The sequence below is a fragment of the Streptomyces sp. BR123 genome (genome assembly GCF_013401435.1).
Classification (GTDB): domain Bacteria; phylum Actinomycetota; class Actinomycetes; order Streptomycetales; family Streptomycetaceae; genus Streptomyces.
Window position 1 is genome coordinate 1 of sequence record NZ_JACBGN010000179.1, and the last position, 14,883, is coordinate 14,883.

Sequence of the window (14,883 nt, forward strand, 5' to 3'; positions counted from 1 at the left end):
GCCTCGGGCGGGGCCGTGGTGGCGGTCATGCGCCCTCCTCGACCGTCTCGACGCCCGCCTCGATGTCCTGGGCGGCGTCCAGGCCGAAGGTGTGCTCCGGGTTCCAGTGCAGGACCACCTCGGTGCCCGGGACCAGGCGGGCGTCGCGCTCGATGTTCTGCACGTACACCTCCAGCTCGGGGCAGACCGGGCTGTCGATCACGAACTGGGTGGAGACGCCGATGAAGGAGGAGTCGGCGATCCGGCCGGCGACCTTGTTCCGGCCGGCGGCGACGGTGTGCTCCTCGTCCGCGGGTACCAGGGAGATCTTCTCGGGGCGCACGCCGACCAGCAGCTTTCCGCCCGCCCTGGGGGTGGTCGAGCAGCGGGCCGCGGGGAGCTTGAGCTGCGTCCCGGCGGAGCTGACGACGACGTCGGAGCCGCCGGCCTCCACGACCTGGGCCTCGATGAGGTTGGACGTGCCGAGGAAGTTCGCGACGAAGGTGGTGCGCGGGTTCTCGTAGAGCTCGGCGGGGGCGCCGAGCTGCTCCACCCGGCCGCCGTTCATCACGGCGACCGTGTCGGCCATGGTCATGGCCTCCTCCTGGTCGTGCGTGACGTGCACGAAGGTGATGCCGACCTCGGTCTGGATCCGCTTGAGCTCCAGCTGCATCTGGCGGCGCAGCTTGAGGTCGAGGGCGCCGAGGGGCTCGTCGAGGAGGAGCACCTGGGGGTGGTTGATCAGGGCGCGGGCGACGGCCACGCGCTGCTGCTGGCCGCCGGACAGCTGGTGCGGCTTGCGCTGGGCGAACTGGCCGAGTTCGACCAGCTCCAGCATCTCCTCGACCTGCTTCTTGACGGACTTGATGCCGCGGCGGCGCAGGCCGAAGGCCACGTTCTCGTAGATGCTCAGGTGCGGGAAGAGCGCGTAGCTCTGGAAGACCGTGTTCACGGGGCGCTTGTACGGGGGCAGCTGGGTGACGTCGCGCTCGCCCAGGTGGACCGTGCCGGTGGAGGGCTCCTCCAGGCCGGCGATCATGCGCAGGGTCGTGGTCTTTCCGCAGCCGGAGGCGCCGAGCAGGGCGAAGAAGGAGCCCTGGGGGATGGTGAGGTCCAGCGGGTGCACGGCGGTGAACGTGCCGTAGTGCTTGCTGATCCCGGCGAGGCGGACGTCGCCGCCCGCGGTCTTGTCAGTCATGGGTCGCGGCCTTCAGTGGTGGTGTTCTTCGGAAGAGTGCGGGGGGCGGTGCCGGTACGGGCGGTCGTCAGGCTCCGATGAGCTTGGCGAACTTTTCCTCGTACTCGGTCTCTTCCTCGCTGGTGAGCATGCGGAAGGCATGGGCCCTGGCGGTCATCTCCTCGTCCGGAATGATCAAGGGGTTGTCCGCGAGCGCAGGATCGATTTTCGCAAGGTCGTCCTTGACGCCTGCGACCGGGCACACGTAGCTGATGAAGGCCGCGAGCCGGGCGGCGATCGGGGGCTCGTAGTAGAAGTCGATGAGCTTCTCCGCGTTGGCCTTGTGCCGGGCGCGGGCCGGTACGAGGAGGTTGTCGCTGGAGGTGATGTAGCCGACGGTCGGGATGGCGTACTGGATGTCCGGGTTGCCGGCCTGCAGCTGGATGACGTCGCCGGCCCAGGCGAGGCAGGCCGCGAGGTCCCCCTTGTCCAGGTCGGAGGTGTAGTCGTTGCCGGTGAAGCGGCGGATCTGCTTGCTGTCGACGCCCTTCTGGAGGCGGGCGATGGCGGCGTCGTAGTCCGGGGTGGTGAAGGTCGCCGGGTCCTTGCCCTGGTCGAGGAGGGTCATGCCGACGGTGTCGCGCATCTCGGTGAGGAAGCCGACCCGCCCTTTGAGGGTGGGGTCGTCGAGCATCTGGGTGACGGAGTCGACCTTCTTCCCGCCGGTCGCCTTGGTGTTGTAGGCGATGACGGTGTTGATGCCGGTCCACGGGTAGCTGTGGGCGCGGCCCGGGTCCCAGTCGGGGCTGCGGTACTGCGGGATCAGGTTGGCGAAGGCGTGCGGCAGGTGGGAGGGGTCCAGCTTCTGCGCCCAGCCCAGGCGGATGATGCGGGCGGCGAGCCAGTCGGTGACGACGATCAGGTCGCGGCCGGTATCCTGGCCGGCCGCCAGCTGGGGGCGGATCTTGCCGAAGAACTCGACGTTGTCGTTGATGTCCTCGGTGTAGTTGACCTCGATGCCGGTCCGCTTGGTGAACTCCTCCAGCGTCGGGTGGGACTTCTCGTCCTCGCTGATGTCCATGTACTCGGTCCAGTTGGAGAAGTTGATCACCTTCTCCGTGTCCGAGTGGTCGTCGGAGGCCGCGGTCGCGCCGTCGCGTCGGGCCGGCGGGATGCCGCAGGCGCTCAGCGAGGCCAGGCCACCGAGGGCGAGCGCGCCGGCGCCGGAGGCGCGCAGCAGGGAGCGGCGGGTGAGGGCGCCGCGCCCGCCGGTGAGACTGCGCCGCATCGCGGCGACCTGTGCCGCGGAGAGGCGCTCGGGCTCGAACTGCTCCATGGGCTGTGCCCTTTCGGGATGGGTGGGCCGCTGGTCGGACGGCCGGCTGCTATCGGTCCCCGAAGATCGTGCGGTGCCAGTCCTTCGCGGCAACCGCCGTGTTGTCGTACATCACGTGCTTGACCTGCGTGTACTCCTCGAAGGAGTACGAGCTCATGTCCTTTCCGAAGCCGCTCGCCCCGTATCCCCCATGGGGCATCTCACTGATGATCGGAATGTGGTCGTTGACCCAGACGCACCCGGCCCGCAGCTCGCGGGTGGCGCGGTTCGCCCGGTAGACGTCGCGGCTCCAGGCGGATGCGGCGAGTCCGTACGGAGTGTCGTTGGCCAGCGCGATGCCCTCGTCGTCGGTGTCGAAGGGCAGCACGACGAGGACCGGCCCGAAGACCTCCGACTGGACGATCTCGCTGTCCTGCGGGGCGCCGGTGATCAGAGTGGGCCGGTAGTAGGCGCCGTCGGCGAGGGCGCCTCCGGGGACGCCGCCGCCGGTGACGACGGTGGCGTAGCCGCGGGCGCGCTCGACGAAGCCGGCGACGCGGTCGCGCTGGGCGTGGGAGACGAGCGGCCCGAGGTCGGTCGCCGGATCGAAGGGGTCGCCCAGGCGGACGCCCTCCATCAGCTCGGCGACGCGGGCGGTGAAGGCCTCGTACAGGGGGCGCTGGACGTACGCGCGGGTGGCGGCCGTGCAGTCCTGACCGGTGTTGATCAGGGAGGCGGCGACGGCGCCGTGGGCGGCGGCCTCCGGGTCGGCGTCGTCGAAGACGATGAAGGGGGCCTTGCCGCCGAGCTCCAGGTGGAGCCGTTTGACGGTGGCGGTGGCGATCTCGGCGACGCGCTTGCCGACGGCGGTGGAGCCGGTGAAGGAGGTCATGGCGACGTCCGGGTGGCCGACCAGGTGCTCGCCGGCGTCCCGGCCGGCGCCGGTGACGATGTTGATCACGCCGTCGGGGATGCCCGCCTCCGTGGCGGCCTGCGCGAACATCAGGGAGGTCAGCGGGGTCAGCTCGGCGGGCTTCAGGACGATGGTGTTGCCCGCGGCGACGGCCGGAAGGATCTTCCAGGCGGCCATCTGGAGGGGGTAGTTCCAGGGGGCGATGGAGCCGACGACCCCGATCGCCTCGCGGCGTACGTACGAGGTGTGGTCCCCGGAGTACTCGGCGGCCGCCTGCCCCTGGAGGTGGCGGGCGGCGCCCGCGAAGAAGGCGGTGTTGTCGATCGTCCCCGGTACGTCGAACCCGGTGGTCAGCTTGATCGGCTTGCCGCACTGCAGCGACTCGGCGTACGCGAGGTCGTCCGCCTGCGCGGCCAGGACGGACGCCAGCCGGTGCAGGGCGTCCGAGCGCTCGCCCGGGGTGGCCGACGACCAGGCGGGGAAGGCGCGCCGGGCGGCGGCCACGGCCTCGTCCACGTCGGCGGTGGAGGCCAGCGCGTAGGTGAGCACGTCCTCACCGGTGGCGGGATCGACCACGGTGTGCGACCGTCCGGAGGTACCGGTCCGCAGGCGGCCGTCGATGTACTGCGCGCCGTCCGCGAAGCGGTCCCCGACCTGGAAGCGACTACCCATCACGCTCTCACGCCCTCGTGGCTTCAGCTCGAATTGAGTGCCGATCCTGGCAGAGGTGTCACCTGCAGCCAAGGGATTCCGTTGTTGCCTTTTGGTTACGCGACGGATTCGGTCGACCATGTGTCGAGGGACACGTCAAATCCCGTACGAACTGTCCGTGGCGACTGCCAGACTCCCGTGCATGGAGATGATCGACACGTTGATCGAGCAGGTCAGCCGAGGTGACCGGGTGAAGTTCCTGCCGTTCTGGGGACACCGGCCGCGGCCGGACGGGACGCTGGGCCCGAGCTGCCTGAGCCAGTGGTGGCCCTCTCCGTTCACCGTGGACGGCGTCCGCTACGAGACCGCCGAGCACTGGATGATGGCCGGGAAGGCGCGGTTGTTCGGGGACGCCGAGGGGGAGCGCGCCGCGCTGGCGGCCGGGACCCCGGCCGAGGCCAAGAAGGCCGGGCGGCTGGTGCGCGGCTTCGACGACGAGATGTGGGAGCGGGAGCGGTTCGCCCTGGTGGTCGAGGGCAGCGTGCACAAGTTCCGCTCCACGCCGCAGCTGCGCTCGTACCTGCTGGCGACCGGGGACCGGGTCCTGGTGGAGGCGAGCCCGATGGACCGCGTCTGGGGCATCGGCCTGGCGGCCGACGACGCCCGGGCCCTGGACCCGGCGCGCTGGCGCGGGCTGAACCTGCTGGGCTTCGCCCTGATGGAGGCCCGGGAGCGGCTGCGCGCCGAGGCGCGGGAGGCGTAGCCGCCCGAAGGAAATTGCATGGCGCGCGCCATGGGCCGCGGCTGCGGCGCAGGTCGCGGCCCGGATCTCCGACCCGGAGGCGGTCGCCCGGGCCCGGCAGTTCCCGTTCCGCTATCTGGCCGCCCACCAGCACGCGCCGTCGCTGCGCTGGGCGTACCCGCTGGAACAGGCCCTCGGGCACTCGCTGGCGTCCGTGCCGGCACTGCCGGGGCGCACCCTCGTCCTCGTCGACCGGTCCGGGTCGATGTGGTCGCCGCTGTCGGACCGCTCGCAGCTCAACCGGGCCGACGCCGCGGCCGTCTTCGGCACGGCGCTGGCACTGCGGGCCGAGCACGCGGACCTGGTGCAGTTCGGCACGTCCAGCAAGCCGGTCCCGTACCGCCGGGGCGAGAGCGTGCTGAAGGTACTGCAGCGGTTCGAGAACCTCGGCGGCACCCATACCGCGGAGGCCGTCCGTCGGCACTACCGGGGCCACGACCGGGTCCTGATCGTCACCGACGAGCAGGCTGCCCACACCTACGGCGGCGACCCGACGGCCGAGGTACCGGACGAGGTGCCGGTCTACACCTGGAACCTGGCCGGGTACCGGCTGGGGCACGCGCCCTCCGGGTCGGCGAACCGGCACACCTTCGGCGGGCTCACCGACGCGGCCTTCCGCATGGTGCCGCTGATCGAGGCGGGTCGGGACGCCGACTGGCCGTGGGCCGGCTGAGGCCGGCCGCACGGACGCCGGGACGGGGTGCGGGCCTGGTGCTGCGGCGTCAGACCTTCTCGCGCATCCGCGAGTTGGAGTACGGGCTGTTGGACCCGCCGCCCCCGCCGTCGCGTTCGAGGAGGCCGATGATCCCGATCGTGAGGAGCGCCGCGCCGAGCAGGATGCCTATCGCGCCGAGGATGATGCCGGCCAGGGCCATGCCACCGTTGGTGGCCTCGCCGCGGCGGGCCTTGCCGCGGCCGAGCGCGCCGAAGACGACCGCCGCGATGCCGACCGCGATCGCCAGGAAGCTGGTGATGCACCCGACGACCGACAGGATGCCGAGGACCAGCGCGGTGGTGCCGAACCCGTTGCGCGGCTGCCCGCCGTAGGGGACGTACGCGGCCGGGGCCGGGTAGCCGGGGTATCCGTAAGCGGACGGAGCGGACGGAGGTCCGGGGTAGCCCGCAGCGGGGTAGGCGTACCCGCCGGGGGCCGGCTGGGCATAGGCCGGGGGCACGGCCGCCGGAACCGGATGTACGGGCGCCGGGGCCGTCACGGCTCCCGGGTACGCGGCGGGTACCGGCGCGGGCGGAGTACCGGCCCCCGCCGCCGGCATCCCGGCGATCGTGATCTGGTCGTGCACGGACGGCGGCCCCGGCACCGCCCCCGGTCGTACCTGCGGCCCGCCGTGCTCCCCCGCCGGCGGCGCCCACGGGTCCCTCGGGTCGGGACTCTGGTCGGTCATGCGTCGCCCCCCTCTCGTACGGTCATGCTATGTGCTGCCGCCGACACGCCGGGGCTGCCTACGATGAAGCCCGATCCGTCCGCACCCGTGTCACCCCGGAGGCATTTGCCGTGCCCGACCTGACCCCCTTCATCGCAGGGCTCCCCAAGGCCGAGCTTCATGTCCACCACGTCGGCTCGGCCTCCCCGCGCATCGTTGCCGAGCTCGCCGCCCGGCACCCCGACTCCAAGGTCCCCACCGACCCGGAGGCGCTCGCCGACTACTTCACCTTCACCGACTTCGCCCACTTCATCGAGGTCTACCTGTCCGTCGTGGACCTGGTGCGCACCCCCGACGACGTGCGCACCCTCACCTTCGAGGTCGCCCGCGACATGGCGCGGCAGAACATCCGCTACGCCGAGCTGACCATCACCCCGTACTCCTCCACGCGCCGCGGCATCGACGAGCACGCGTTCATGGAGGCCATCGAGGACGCCCGCAAGGCCGCCGAGGGCGAACTCGGCGTCATCCTGCGCTGGTGCTTCGACATCCCCGGCGAGGCCGGCCTGGAGGCCGCTGCCGAGACCGCGCGCCTCGCCGTCGACCTGCGCCCGGAGGGCCTGGTCTCCTTCGGCCTCGGCGGCCCCGAGATCGGCGTCCCGCGCCCGCAGTTCAAGCCGTACTTCGACGCCGCCCGGGCCGTCGGCCTGCGCAGCGTGCCGCATGCCGGCGAGACCACCGGCCCGGAGACCGTCTGGGACGCGATCCGCGACCTCGGTGCCGAGCGCATCGGCCACGGCACCAGCGCCGTGCAGGACCCGGAGCTGCTGGCGTACCTCGCCGAGCACCGCATCGCGCTGGAGGTCTGCCCGACGTCGAACATCGCCACCCGTGCCGTGGCGGACCTGGACCGGCACCCGGTCAAGGAGATGGTCGCGGCGGGCGTGCTGGTCACCATCAACAGCGACGACCCGCCGATGTTCGGCACGGACCTCAACACCGAGTACGCGGTCGCCGCCCGGCTCCTCGACCTCGACGAGCGCGGGGTCGCGCAGCTGGCGAAGAACGCGGTGGAGGCCTCCTTCCTGGACCGGGCCGGCAAGGAGCGGATCATCTCGGAGATCGACACCTACACCGAGTCCTGGCTCGTGCGCTGACCCCACCGGAGAATGGGAGCCATGCGCACCCTGACGGCGGTCGCCCACCGCGGCGACCCCTACCGGTTCCCCGAGAACACCGTGCCCTCCGTCCGCTCGGCGCTCGCACGCGGGGCGGACGCGGTGGAGATCGACGTGCGGCTGACCCGCGACGGGGAGCCGGTGCTCCTGCACGACGACACGCTGTGGCGGCTGTGGCGGCACGACGTGCGGCTGGACGCCGTCACGGCCGCGCAGCTGCGGGAGATGACGGCGGGCGGGGTCCCGACCCTGCGCGAGGCGCTGGCGGCGTCGGGCTCGGGCCGGGTGATGATCGACCTGCCGGGTGCGACCGCCGAGTCGGTGCGGACGGTGGTCGGGGTGGTCCGCGAGTGCGGGGCCCGGGAGCGTACGTACTACAGCGCGGGCCCGAACACCATGCTGGCCGTGCGCGCCGCCGATCGGGACGCGGAGATCGCGCTGACGTGGACGACGTTGTCGCCGCCGCGCCGGGTGCTGATCGACGCGGTGGCGCCGGCCTGGCTCAACTACCGTTTCGGGCTGGTCGGCCGGGAGCTGGTGGACGCGCTGCACCGGGACGGCCTGAAGGTCTCGGCGTGGACCGCCGACACCGCTCCCTCGATGCGCAGGCTGCTGGCGGCCGGCGTGGACGCGATCACCACCAACCGGATCGGCGTCCTGGCGGCCGTCCGCGCCCGGTTCGGCCGGTGAGGCCGCGGGCGCGGGCGGCGGCCGCCGTCAGGCGGTGGCGGGCAGCGCCTCCAGCCGCTTGACGAGGCGGCGGAGCGCGACCAGCGGGATCACCCCGAAGACCCCGAAGGACATGTCGATGAGGCTCCACCCGAAGGGGATGCCCCGGATGGGCCCGCAGAACAGGGCCAGGGGGATGACCCCGGCACAGGCGATCATGCCTGCTTCGATGATCCAGATGTTGCGTACGGGGTCGCGCAGGACGCCGTAGAAGAAGACCGCGATCACCAGGTGGGCGAACGCGAGCCAGTCGGTGCCGTACAGGAGGAACGGGTACTGCGCGTCGGCCTGGTCCAGGCCCTCGCCGACCCGGGCCAACCATGCGTGGGACACCAGGGAGTTGGCCCAGCGCAGCTCGGTGACGAGGGGGAAGGCCGTGAGCCCGCTGAGGACGAGGCACACGATGAAAAGGATCAGCCAGGCACGGATCCGCCGCCGGAGGGCGTTTCTCTCGCTCATGGCAGCACCCTACGCCTCGAATTGAACGCGTTCAGCCGTGTGCGCTGAACGCGTTCAGTTTCGTGGTGATGATCACAGGCCCGCGATGGTGTTCCAGCGGCGGGCGAAGGAGCGGCGCTCCTCGGAGGTGACGGCGCGGGCCACGGCCAACCGCTTGCGCAGCTCCCCGTCCGGGAACAGCAGCGGGTTCTCGGCGAGTTCCGCGGTCTCCTTGTCGGCCGAGGCGGCCAGCACGTCGCGGGCGGCCGGCACGGGGCAGACGTAGTTGACGAAGGCGGCCAGCTCGGCGGCCACCTCCGGGTCGTAGTAGTAGTCGACGAGGGCCTCGGCATTGGCCTTGTGCCGGGCCAGGTTGGGTATGAGCATGCTCTCCGACCACAGCTCGCCGCCCTCCTCGGGGACCGTGAACTCGATGTCGGGGTTGTCGGCCTTGAGCTGGATGGCATCGCCCGAATAGGCCTGGCAGGCCAGGACGTCGCCCTTGGCGAGGTCAGAGGTGTAGTCGTTGCCGGTGAAGCGGCGGATGTGCTTCTTGCGCACCAGCTCCTCGACCTGATCGCACATCCGGTGGAAGTCGGCCTCGGTCCACCGGGTGACGTCCACGCCGTTGCCCTGCATCAGCAGCGCGAAGGACTCGTCGAGGCCGGAGAAGAGGGTGACCCGGCCCGCCAGGTCCGGGTGCCACAGGTCCTTGACGGACTTGACCTCCCGGCCGAGAGCCTTGCGGTTGTACGCGATGCCGGTGATCCCCGACTGCCAGGGCACGGTGTGCAGGCGGCCCTCGTCGAAGGCGGGCGAGCGCAGCTGCGGGTCCAGGTGCGCGGCCACGTTGGGCTGCGCCGCACGGTCCATCTCCTGGACCCAGCCCAGCCGGACGTAGCGGGCGGCCATCCAGTCGGTGATCACCACCAGGTCGCGGCCGGTGTCCTGGCGGTTCATCAGGGCGGGGCTGATCTTGCCGAAGAACTCGTCGTTGTCGTTGATCTCCTCGCTGTAGGAGACCTCGATGCCGGTCTTCCGCGTGAAGGCCTCCAGCGTGGGACGTCGCTCCTCGTCCTCCTCGTCGGTGTCGATGTAGAGCGGCCAGTTGGAGAAGGCGACGCTCCGGTCCCGCCCCGAGCGGTCCGGGCCTCCCCGCCGGCCCTCGGGGACGTACGCGGACGGCACGCCGCAGCCGGCGAGGGCGACGAGCAGGCCGGCGGCACCGATTCCGCGCAGCGCCGCACGGCGGGAGAAGGCGATTTCAGGCATGGAGAAGAGCCTCGGGAACGTGACGGGGGCGGGCAATGGACACATTGTCCACTGCCCGCCCCTTGATCGAACTCCGGCGGCTCCTGCGCGGTCCCCAGCGGCCCGCGCGGCCGTGACCGGCCGTCAGCCGTCCAGCGAGGTCATCACGTGCTTGATGCGGGTGTAGTCCTCGAAGCCGTAGGCGGAGAGGTCCTTGCCGTAGCCGGACTTCTTGAAGCCGCCGTGGGGCATCTCGGCGACGAGCGGGATGTGGGTGTTGATCCAGACGCAGCCGAAGTCGAGCTTCTTGGACATGCGCATCGCCCGGCCGTGGTCCTTGGTCCACACCGAGGAGGCGAGGGCGTACTCGACGCCGTTCGCGTACTCCACGGCCTGCGCCTCGTCGGTGAAGGACTGGACGGTGATGACGGGGCCGAAGACCTCGTTCTGGACGATCTCGTCGTCCTGCTTGAGGCCCGAGACGACGGTCGGGGCGTAGAAGTAGCCCTTGTCGCCGACGCGGTGGCCGCCCGCCTCGACCTTGGCGTGCGCCGGGAGGCGGTCGATGAAGCCCGCGACCTGGCCCAGCTGGTTGGGGTTGTTCAGCGGGCCGTAGAGCACGTCCTCGTCGTCCGGCTGGCCGGTCTTGGTGTCGGCGGCGGCCTTGGCGAGGGCGGCGACGAACTCGTCGTGGATGGACTCGTGCACGAGGACGCGGGTCGCGGCCGTGCAGTCCTGGCCGGCGTTGAAGTAGCCGGCGACGGCGATGTCCTCGACGGCCTTGGCGATGTCGGCGTCCTCGAAGACCACGACCGGGGCCTTGCCGCCGAGCTCCAGGTGGACGCGCTTGACGTCCTTCGAGGCGCTCTCCGCGACCTGCATGCCCGCGCGGACGGAGCCGGTGATGGAGGCCATCGCCGGGGTGGAGTGCTCGACCATGGCCTTGCCGGTCTCGCGGTCGCCGCAGACGACATTGAAGACGCCCTTGGGCAGGATCGAGTCGATGATCTCCGCCATCAGGACGGTGGAGGCGGGGGTGGTGTCCGAGGGCTTGAGCACCACGGTGTTGCCCGCGGCGATGGCCGGGGCGAACTTCCACACGGCCATCATCATCGGGTAGTTCCACGGCGCGACCTGGGCGCAGACGCCGACCGGCTCACGGCGGATGATCGAGGTCATCCCGTCCATGTACTCGCCGGCGGAGCGGCCCTCCAGCAGACGGGCCGCACCCGCGAAGAAGCGGATCTGGTCCACCATCGGGGGCAGCTCCTCGCTGGCCGTGAGGCCCAGCGGCTTGCCCGTGTTCTCGGACTCGGCGGCCACGAGCTCGTCCGCGCGCGCCTCGAAGGCGTCGGCGATCTTGAGCAGGGCCTTCTGCCGCTCCGAGGGGGTGGTGTCGCGCCAGCCCGGGAAGGCGGCAGCGGCGGCGGCCATGGCCGCGTCCACGTCGGCCTGGCCGGAGAGCGGAGCCGTCGCGTACACCTCGCCGGTGGCGGGGTTGACCACGTCGGTGGTCCGCCCGTCGGCGGCGTCCTTGAACTCCCCGCCGATGTAGTTGCGCAGACGACGCAGTTCGGTGGTCACTACAGCCACACTCCTGATCACATGTCCAATGATTGAGACGCTCACCCAAGCCTAGCCCCTGGGCGGACGCTTTCGACAGGGCCAGACACGGCCACCTACGAAATCAGTGAGATCACGATCCCGAGACAACGGATTTCATCGAATCCGTCTTGCGGAACAGACGACTCCTCGTGCAGAGTGAGGTCGTGGCCAGTCGAAGCGCAGATTCCAGGAACAGGCAGCCGTCCCCTTCGGTCGATGCTGTGTCGCTCGCGATCATCGAGCAACTGCAGGAGGACGGCCGCCGTCCGTACGCGGCGATCGGGAAGGCCGTGGGCCTGTCCGAGGCGGCCGTGCGCCAGCGCGTGCAGAAGCTGCTCGACCAGGGCGTCATGCAGATCGTGGCCGTCACCGACCCGCTCACCGTGGGCCTGCGCCGCCAGGCCATGGTCGGCATCAACGTCGAGGGCGACGTCGACCCGGTGGCCGATGCGCTGACCCAGATGGCCGAGTGCGAGTACGTGGTGATGACCGCGGGCTCGTTCGACCTGATGGTGGAGATCGTCTGCGAGGACGACGACCACCTGCTGGAAACGATCAACAAGAAGATCCGCGCGCTCCCCGGCGTGCGATCCACCGAAAGCTTCGTTTACCTGAAGCTGAAGAAGCAGACCTACATGTGGGGAACCCGATAGCCGTGACCCAGGACCTGTCCAAAACCGCGTACGACCACCTGTGGATGCACTTCACCCGCATGTCCTCGTACGAGAACACCCCCGTCCCCACCATCGTCCGCGGTGAGGGCACCTACATCTACGACGACAAGGGCAAGCGCTACCTGGACGGTCTCGCCGGACTGTTCGTGGTCAACGCCGGTCACGGCCGCAAGGAGCTCGCCGAGGTCGCCTACCGTCAGGCGCAGGAGCTCGCGTTCTTCCCCGTGTGGTCCTACGCCCACCCCAAGGCCGTCGAGCTGGCGGAGCGCCTCGCCGGCTACGCGCCGGGCGACCTGAACAAGGTCTTCTTCACCACCGGCGGCGGTGAGGCCGTCGAGACCGCCTGGAAGCTGGCCAAGCAGTACTACAAGCTCAAGGGCAAGCCGACCAAGTACAAGGTCATCTCGCGTGCGGTCGCCTACCACGGCACCCCGCAGGGCGCGCTGTCCATCACCGGCCTGCCGGCCCTCAAGGCTCCCTTCGAGCCGCTGGTCCCCGGCGCGCACAAGGTGCCGAACACCAACATCTACCGGGCCCCGATCCACGGCGACGACCCCGAGGCCTTCGGCCGCTGGTGCGCCGACCAGATCGAGCAGCAGATCCTCTTCGAGGGCGCCGACACCGTCGCCGCCGTCTTCCTGGAGCCGGTGCAGAACGCCGGCGGCTGCTTCCCGCCGCCGCCCGGGTACTTCCAGCGCGTCCGCGAGATCTGCGACACGTACGACGTGCTCCTCGTCTCCGACGAGACGATCTGCGCCTTCGGCCGCCTCGGCACGATGTTCGCCTGCGACAAGTTCGACTACGTCCCGGACATGATCACCTGCGCCAAGGGCATGACCTCGGGCTACTCCCCGATCGGCGCCTGCATCGTGTCGGACCGCATCGCCGAGCCCTTCTACAAGGGCAACAACACCTTCCTGCACGGTTACACCTTCGGCGGGCACCCGGTGTCCTCCGCCGTGGCCCTCGCCAACCTCGACATCTTCGACAAGGAAGGCCTCAACCAGCACGTGCTGGACAACGAGTCCGCCTTCCTGAAGACGCTGCAGAAGCTGCACGACCTGCCGATCGTCGGCGACGTCCGCGGAAACGGCTACTTCTACGGCATCGAGCTCGTCAAGGACAAGGTCACCAAGGAGTCCTTCACGGACGAGGAGACCGAGCGCGTGCTCTACGGCTTCCTCTCCAGGGCACTCTTCGAGAACGGCCTGTACTGCCGGGCCGACGACCGCGGCGACCCGGTCGTGCAGCTGGCACCGCCGCTGACCGCGGACCAGGGCACCTTCGACGAGATCGAGGGGATCCTGCGCTCGGTGCTCACCGAGGCGTGGACCAAGCTGTAGGACCGGTCTGCAGGACCAAGCCGCAGGACCGCAGGACCAAGCTGCAGGACCAGGTCCTGAAGGGTCCCAACCACACGGCCCGGATGCCCCGTTCGAGTGAGAACGCGGGGGTCCGGGCCGTGTGCTGTCGCCATTCGCGAGGTTCTTCTCTTTACATCTCAGTGCGGCGCCAGTGACCGAAGGGGCTCCGCTTCGTTCCCCGGACGGAGGTGTACGCCATGGTGGCTCCACCGGACGACGATGTGCTCTGGGCACGGTCCGTTCACTACTCCCACAACGGTTCACCCGGCATCATCGGGGTCTCGGTCGGCGTCCGCCAAGGCGAGGTCCTCGCCGTCACCGGCCCGCGGGGCAGCGGGAAGACCACCCTGCTGCACTGCCTCAGCGGCCGGCTCGTCCCCCGCGAGGGCGAGGTCTGGTTCAACAGCGTGCCCGTCCACACCATGCCCGCCCTCACCCGCGAACGGCTGCGCCGCGACCGGTTCGGCTGGATCGGCCCCGAGCCGGCCCTGCTGCCCGAGCTCACCGTCTGGGAGAACGCCGCCCTCCCCCTGCTGGTCTCCGGCGCCTCGCACCGCACCGCCAAGCGTGCCGCCTGCGCATGGCTGGACCGGCTCGACATCGCCGGCCTCGCCCGCAAACGCCCCCGCGCCCTGGACCGCGCCGCGTCCCAGCGCGTCGCCCTGGCCCGGGCCCTGGTCAGCGAGCCCGCCGTGGTCTTCGCCGACGAGCCCACCGCGTCGCTGCACCGCTCCGAACGCGCCCTGCTCCTGCGCACCCTGACCACCGCGGCCCGGTCCCACGAGATCACCGTCGTGCTGGCCACCCACGACGACGACACCGCGGACGCCGCCGACCGCCGGTTCGCCCTCCTCGACGGCCGCCCCGCCGGAGCGGCCGCCGGCCTGGCCGGCCCGTCCGGCGACACCCCGGAGGACCAGGCCGCGTGCTCGCTCTCCGCCTAGCCCGCGGCTCCCGCCCGCTCGTCCAGCTGCGCCGCCTGCTGGTCGCCGCCGCCTGCGCCGGCACCGGCTTCCTGCTGCTGTACGTGCTCGCCGGGGCGGTCGCCCGCCCCGCCGGATCGTTCCCGCGGCTGCTGTGGACGCTGGTCCCGATCGCCGCCACCGTCCACCTCGCCGTCGCCGTCGCCCGGACCGACCCCGCCACCCGGCCCCGCGCCGGGATGGACGCCGTCGGGCTGGGCCCCGTACGCCTCGCCCTCGTCGCGGCCGTCTCCACCGCGATCTCGGGCACCCTGGGCAGCGCCCTGGCCCTGGCCGCCTTCCTCCACCTGCGCGGCGACCTCGGCGGCCTCCCCTTCGACGGAGCCGGCGCCGGGCTGCTCCACGCCGACCGGCCGCTGCCCGGCGCCGCCGCCCTGACCCTGCTGGCCGTCGTCCCGCTGACCGCCTCGGCCGCCACCGCCCTCGCCCTGCGCCCCCGCAC

Annotated in this window: 13 protein-coding genes and 2 pseudogenes; 8 read left to right on the forward strand and 7 right to left on the reverse strand. The window is 71.0% G+C overall.

Annotation, left to right across the window (positions count from 1 at the left end; genetic code table 11):
- Positions 1 to 25: 25 nt before the first annotated feature.
- From HYE82_RS24245 to HYE82_RS24255, 3 genes are all read right to left on the reverse strand, one after another.
- Positions 26 to 1,177, reverse strand: a complete 1,152-nt coding sequence (locus HYE82_RS24245) for an ABC transporter ATP-binding protein (RefSeq protein ID WP_179176265.1) — start codon at positions 1,175 to 1,177, stop codon at positions 26 to 28.
- A gap of 67 nt (positions 1,178 to 1,244) precedes the next feature.
- Complete coding sequence (locus tag HYE82_RS24250) at positions 1,245 to 2,492, reverse strand: spermidine/putrescine ABC transporter substrate-binding protein (protein WP_179176266.1); 1,248 nt, start codon at positions 2,490 to 2,492, stop codon at positions 1,245 to 1,247.
- Between the two features lie 49 nt (positions 2,493 to 2,541).
- The gene (locus HYE82_RS24255; protein ID WP_179176267.1) at positions 2,542 to 4,056 is read right to left on the reverse strand and encodes a gamma-aminobutyraldehyde dehydrogenase; all 1,515 of its coding nucleotides are present in this window, start codon (positions 4,054 to 4,056) and stop codon (positions 2,542 to 2,544) included.
- 181 nt (positions 4,057 to 4,237) lie between these two features.
- On the opposite strand from HYE82_RS24255, the gene HYE82_RS24260 reads away from it, so the two are divergent.
- On the forward strand, positions 4,238 to 4,798 hold the full coding sequence (locus HYE82_RS24260) for an NADAR family protein (protein ID WP_179176268.1): 561 nt from the start codon (positions 4,238 to 4,240) through the stop codon (positions 4,796 to 4,798).
- A gap of 43 nt (positions 4,799 to 4,841) precedes the next feature.
- Positions 4,842 to 5,510: pseudogene (locus tag HYE82_RS24265) on the forward strand (TROVE domain-containing protein); the annotation flags it as partial.
- A gap of 49 nt (positions 5,511 to 5,559) precedes the next feature.
- Here HYE82_RS24265 and HYE82_RS24270 read toward each other — a convergent pair.
- Positions 5,560 to 6,240: a DUF4190 domain-containing protein gene (locus HYE82_RS24270; protein WP_179176269.1), complete on the reverse strand. Its 681-nt coding sequence runs from the start codon at positions 6,238 to 6,240 to the stop codon at positions 5,560 to 5,562.
- Positions 6,241 to 6,350: 110 nt separating this feature from the next.
- On the opposite strand from HYE82_RS24270, the gene HYE82_RS24275 reads away from it, so the two are divergent.
- Positions 6,351 to 7,376: an adenosine deaminase gene (locus HYE82_RS24275; RefSeq protein WP_179176270.1), complete on the forward strand. Its 1,026-nt coding sequence runs from the start codon at positions 6,351 to 6,353 to the stop codon at positions 7,374 to 7,376.
- A 21-nt stretch (positions 7,377 to 7,397) separates the two neighbouring features.
- Positions 7,398 to 8,087, forward strand: coding sequence for a glycerophosphodiester phosphodiesterase (locus tag HYE82_RS24280; protein WP_179176271.1), 690 nt, complete (start codon positions 7,398 to 7,400; stop codon positions 8,085 to 8,087).
- A 27-nt stretch (positions 8,088 to 8,114) separates the two neighbouring features.
- Here the strand turns inward: HYE82_RS24280 and HYE82_RS24285 are convergent, their stop codons facing one another.
- The 3 genes from HYE82_RS24285 to HYE82_RS24295 all read right to left on the reverse strand — a co-directional run bounded on the left by HYE82_RS24285 (position 8,115) and on the right by HYE82_RS24295 (position 11,399).
- Positions 8,115 to 8,585, reverse strand: coding sequence for a hypothetical protein (locus HYE82_RS24285; protein ID WP_179176272.1), 471 nt, complete (start codon positions 8,583 to 8,585; stop codon positions 8,115 to 8,117).
- Between the two features lie 72 nt (positions 8,586 to 8,657).
- Positions 8,658 to 9,836 carry a PotD/PotF family extracellular solute-binding protein gene (locus HYE82_RS24290; protein ID WP_179176273.1) on the reverse strand — a complete coding sequence of 393 codons (1,179 nt, stop codon included), beginning with the start codon at positions 9,834 to 9,836 and terminating at the stop codon, positions 8,658 to 8,660.
- Positions 9,837 to 9,959: 123 nt separating this feature from the next.
- Positions 9,960 to 11,399 (reverse strand): gamma-aminobutyraldehyde dehydrogenase, encoded by a 1,440-nt coding sequence (locus HYE82_RS24295; protein ID WP_179176274.1) that lies wholly within the window; start codon positions 11,397 to 11,399, stop codon positions 9,960 to 9,962.
- A 170-nt stretch (positions 11,400 to 11,569) separates the two neighbouring features.
- Between HYE82_RS24295 and HYE82_RS24300 the strand changes: the two genes are divergently transcribed.
- From HYE82_RS24300 to HYE82_RS24315, 4 genes and pseudogenes are all read left to right on the forward strand, one after another.
- Complete coding sequence (locus HYE82_RS24300) at positions 11,570 to 12,073, forward strand: Lrp/AsnC family transcriptional regulator (protein WP_179176275.1); 504 nt, start codon at positions 11,570 to 11,572, stop codon at positions 12,071 to 12,073.
- Complete coding sequence (locus tag HYE82_RS24305; RefSeq protein ID WP_179176276.1) at positions 12,058 to 13,437, forward strand: aspartate aminotransferase family protein; 1,380 nt, start codon at positions 12,058 to 12,060, stop codon at positions 13,435 to 13,437. Before HYE82_RS24300 ends, HYE82_RS24305 begins: the two co-directional genes overlap by 16 nt.
- A gap of 218 nt (positions 13,438 to 13,655) precedes the next feature.
- Positions 13,656 to 14,402 carry an ABC transporter ATP-binding protein gene (locus HYE82_RS24310; RefSeq protein ID WP_179176277.1) on the forward strand — a complete coding sequence of 249 codons (747 nt, stop codon included), beginning with the start codon at positions 13,656 to 13,658 and terminating at the stop codon, positions 14,400 to 14,402.
- Positions 14,384 to 14,883 (forward strand): annotated as a pseudogene (locus tag HYE82_RS24315) (hypothetical protein); the annotation flags it as partial. The gene HYE82_RS24310 and the pseudogene HYE82_RS24315, both read left to right, overlap by 19 nt.

Coding starts and splice junctions, on each gene's coding strand:
- HYE82_RS24285 (WP_179176272.1), bottom strand. CDS start 8,585: ATGAGCGAGAGAAACGCCCTCCGGCGGCGGATCCGTGCCTGGCTGATC.
- HYE82_RS24270 (WP_179176269.1), bottom strand. CDS start 6,240: ATGACCGACCAGAGTCCCGACCCGAGGGACCCGTGGGCGCCGCCGGCG.
- HYE82_RS24250 (WP_179176266.1), bottom strand. CDS start 2,492: ATGGAGCAGTTCGAGCCCGAGCGCCTCTCCGCGGCACAGGTCGCCGCG.
- HYE82_RS24245 (WP_179176265.1), bottom strand. CDS start 1,177: ATGACTGACAAGACCGCGGGCGGCGACGTCCGCCTCGCCGGGATCAGC.
- HYE82_RS24310 (WP_179176277.1), top strand. CDS start 13,656: ATGGTGGCTCCACCGGACGACGATGTGCTCTGGGCACGGTCCGTTCAC.
- HYE82_RS24255 (WP_179176267.1), bottom strand. CDS start 4,056: ATGGGTAGTCGCTTCCAGGTCGGGGACCGCTTCGCGGACGGCGCGCAG.
- HYE82_RS24290 (WP_179176273.1), bottom strand. CDS start 9,836: ATGCCTGAAATCGCCTTCTCCCGCCGTGCGGCGCTGCGCGGAATCGGT.
- HYE82_RS24280 (WP_179176271.1), top strand. CDS start 7,398: ATGCGCACCCTGACGGCGGTCGCCCACCGCGGCGACCCCTACCGGTTC.
- HYE82_RS24260 (WP_179176268.1), top strand. CDS start 4,238: ATGGAGATGATCGACACGTTGATCGAGCAGGTCAGCCGAGGTGACCGG.